The following is a 4,049-nucleotide window of genomic DNA, read 5'->3' as shown; positions in this document are numbered from 1 at the left end:
TCTTGAACGTGGTCGTGCAGAGGGTCGTGAACAAGGACGAGAAGAAGGCATTGAACAGGAATTAAAAGTAGGTTTAGTAAATCTAGTACGTCAAGGTCTTCTGACTTCCGAGATAGCTAGCCAGCAATTAGGTATGACCGTCGCTGAGTTTGAGGCCTTGTTGTAAGTAGAAAACGATGACATGTTGCCGAAATGAGGTAGCATGTTTTATTTTTGGTTCATATGTTTTACGGATAATTTTTTCTTATGCAGTGCAAAAATAGTTTGTTTCACCCATCAAACTTATTTATTTTACTACCAATCCTATATGAATGCGCTATCTTTATGGATGGAATTAAAACAAAAGCAAATTTATTATAAAAATATGCGGATTATTTATTTACAAAAACAAGAAAATATACAAAACTAATTTATCTGAAAATCCCTTACTTTCCCAAAACGCTTTTTTTTTTTGCGAAAATTTTAAATCAAATCATTTGCATATATATTGAAAATAAGATAAAATGTAAATCGTAGATCTCTACATACAGATGTCATGTGGAAATCAAATTAATTAACCTCACAAAAGGAGAAAAGAAAATAATGGAAAACAAACCATCTATGAGTCGTGTTGAACGTCTGCACCGTGAGAAGGTCACTCGTTACTCGATCCGTAAATATAGTTTTGGGGCGGCTAGTGTAGCGGTCGCTGCTCTCTTCATGTTCTTAGGTAATGGAGCTGTATCTGTTCAAGCGGATCAAATCCAACCTGGAGACACAGCTACTGCTCAGCCAGCAACTCCAGCTTTGGACAAGACCCAACTTGAAAGCTATATTTCAGAAATTGAGACAAAACTTTCTAACGGTTCTTACGATAACAAAACTGAGGAAAGTGTTGCAGTATTAAAAGCTGAACTAGAATCTGCAAAAGCTACATTAGCGAACGCAACTACTCAAGCTGAACTAAAGACAGCTTACAGCAAACTTGTCACTACAGCTAACTCTAAATTAAAAAACAAACCTGTAGAGAAAAAAGAAACTCCAGCAGTAGATACAACTGAAGGCAAAGAAACTGTAGGTAAAAAAGCAGAAAACACTGAGAAAAACCCAGAATCTAACTCAATCGAAAATACCGGTTCAAAGGACGAACGTAACGGGAAACCGATGGATAAAGATAATGCGTTTAGAGCTGAGACAACTGAAACTCAAGGTAATTTTACTTATTCTATGGAGTATTCTACTGGAAAAGAAATTTACCTTTATAATGAAGAAGACGCAGATGTCAATATTACAGTTAACTCAACAGCCGGAAAAATCAAAAGAGCAACAGTTAAAGCTGGAAGTGGTCAGTTCACACTAAAAGAGAAAAGTGATGCAGCGATAGCTTATGCGAAAGGTCAAAGCTCAACTAAGCCTGAGGAAGAAGAAGTTGAACGAGATGATTTTGGTTGGAGTTATCATCAAATAATCACTGAAACTCAAGGTCCAGTAACAATTAAAATCACTGGTAAACCAAATGATACTTTTAAAGGGCTTAAACCTTACACAAAAACTGAAGATCAACGAGCAGTATTGGGAGCAAGATATCTAGAACTTGAAGATTCTACTGGAGCTAAACTACCTGGAGGTAGGACTCCATCGTCTCCTGGTTATTTCAATTTAGTTGTTAAATCTCAAACATATAAATACGATATTCAACCAGTAGCAGAGGGAGATAAAGTTGCTGTTGCAGATATCAATAACTTAACTCCAACTGATATTAACAACATCAAAGAGAAAATCAAGATCCAATATTCTGATAAAGCGACTACAGAAGATGCTCGACTAGCGTCTAAAAAAGGAGAAGTCGTAAATCCTAGATCTTCAGTAGTGAAAGAAATCGCGGTTGCCAACGGAACAGTTACTGTTACCTATAATGACGATTCAGTAGACACTACTCCAGTTGCAAGCGTAGCACGCACTAACCCAGTACCAACAGTAGAACTTCCATATTCAAATGCTGACAAACGTCAAATCTATGTTTATACAGGTGAAAATACTGACTTAACATTCACAGGTAAAGATGAAACAACAGTTAAAGACTTATACTTACGTGGACCAGGTGGTGTTGCAAATGATAACGCTGCAGCGTACGGATTCACAACAGGTAAGATTGATAACGGTGCCGTTACAAACGGAGAAGGAACAGTATCTGCTGATAAGAGAACAGCAACTATCAAGATGACAGGTGTTACAACACTTAAAGCTCCAAACCAATGGACAAGTTTCATTGAAGCTAAAGATAGTGATGATGCCAAATCAATGACAGGTGCAAACTATGATGCTTCAACTGATAATGCAGTACGTCAACAAAAACCAGGATACGTTCAATTCGTTGTTAAATCTCAAACAGATAAGTACGATATCAAGGCTCCAACAGAAAAAGTTACAGTAGCAGATCCAGCTAACGTAACAGATGAAGAGTTCGATACAATCAAAGCAAAATTAAAACTTGAGTACAATAAGTCTAATGACGATGCGAATATCTCAAAAGATGCTGATGTTGCAGATCAAAATTCTAAAATTGCTTCAATAGAAAAAGATGCTAAAGGAAATCTTGTAGTAACATATACAGATGGTTCAAAAGACACAAGACCATTATCAGACTTTATAAATAAAGCGCCAACAGTAGAACTTCCATACTCAAATGCAGACAAACGTCAAATCTATGTTTACACTGGTGAGAATACTGACCTAACATTCACAGGTAAAGACGAAAAAACAGTTAAAGATTTGTATCTACGTGGACCAGGTGGTATTGGAAGTGATAACACTGCAGGTTATGGATTTACAACAGGTAAGATTGATAACGATGTAGTTACAAATGGCGAAGGAACAGTATCTGCTGATAAGAGAACAGCAACTATCAAGATGACAGGTGTTACAACTCTTAAAGCTCCAAACCAATGGACAAGTTTCATCGTGGCTAATGATAATGATGACGCCAGCTCAATGCCATCAGATCAAACTTTTGATGCTTCAACTGATAATGCAGTACGTCAACAAAGACCAGGATACGTTCAATTCGTTGTTAAATCTCAAACAGATAAGTACGATATCAAGGCACCGACAGAAAAAGTTGCAGTAGCAGATCCAGCTAACGTAACAGAAGCTGACTTAGCTAAAATCAAAGAAAAACTACAACTTGAGTACAATCAAAATAATGACGATGCGAATATCTCAAAAAATGCTCAAGTTACAGATAAAGATGCTAAAATTGCTTCAGTAACAAAAGATGACCAAGGAAATCTTGTAGTAACATACACAGACGGTTCAAAAGACACAAGACCATTATCAGAGTTTGTAACTCTAGACAAACAACCAGCTATCGATGAGGTTAATAAAGCAGCTGAGAAGCAAATTGCAGCAATTAACTCAACTCCAAATGCTACTGATGAAGAAAAAGCAGCAGCAATTGCAAAAGTAAATGCTGATAAACAAAAAGCTCTTGATGAAATAGCAAAACCTGAAGTTACAACAAAAGATGCTCTTGATAAAGCTCAAACAGCAGGAACTGGTGCAATCGCAAAAGATAACCCAGTAGTAGCTAAGAAAGATGAAGCTAAACAAGCAATCGACGATGCATTGACAGCTAAAAACAAAGAAATCGATGCTAGTCCAGATTTAACTCCAGAAGAGAAAACTAAAGCGAAAGAAGTAGCAAAAGCGCAAGCAGATGTAGCAAAAGCTGCAGTTGATAATGCAACTACAAATGCAGCAGTTGATAAAGCTAAAGCAGATGGAACTACAGCAGTTGCAAATGTAACTCCAGTAGCAAAAGCAGAAGCTAAGAAAGCAATTGCGAAAGCATTAGAAGATAAAAATAGTGAAATTGATAAGCGTACAGACTTAACTGATGAAGAAAAAACAGCAGCTAAGAATGAAGCGAAAGATAAAGCTGATGCACAATTAGCGAAAATCAATGAGCAACCTGATGCAGCAACTACACCAACAGCAGCTAAAACAGCTCAAGATGCAGTAGATGCAGCTAAGACAACAGGTGTAGATGAAGTTACTGCAGTTAATCCAGT

General features: G+C 37.0%; 1 protein-coding gene. It reads left to right on the top strand.

What is annotated here, in order from left to right; translation table 11 throughout:
* Nucleotides 1-582: 582 nt before the first annotated feature.
* Nucleotides 583-4,049, top strand: a 3,467-nt coding sequence (locus HMPREF1048_RS02840) for a DUF1542 domain-containing protein (RefSeq protein WP_000428624.1), incomplete at its 3' end; no start/stop codon positions are given.

Source organism: Streptococcus mitis SK575, from assembly GCF_000257865.1.
GTDB classification, from domain to species: Bacteria; Bacillota; Bacilli; order Lactobacillales; family Streptococcaceae; genus Streptococcus; species Streptococcus mitis_CQ.
Note: the sequence above shows the minus strand (reverse complement) of the source record. Positions and strands in the feature narration are given on the sequence as shown.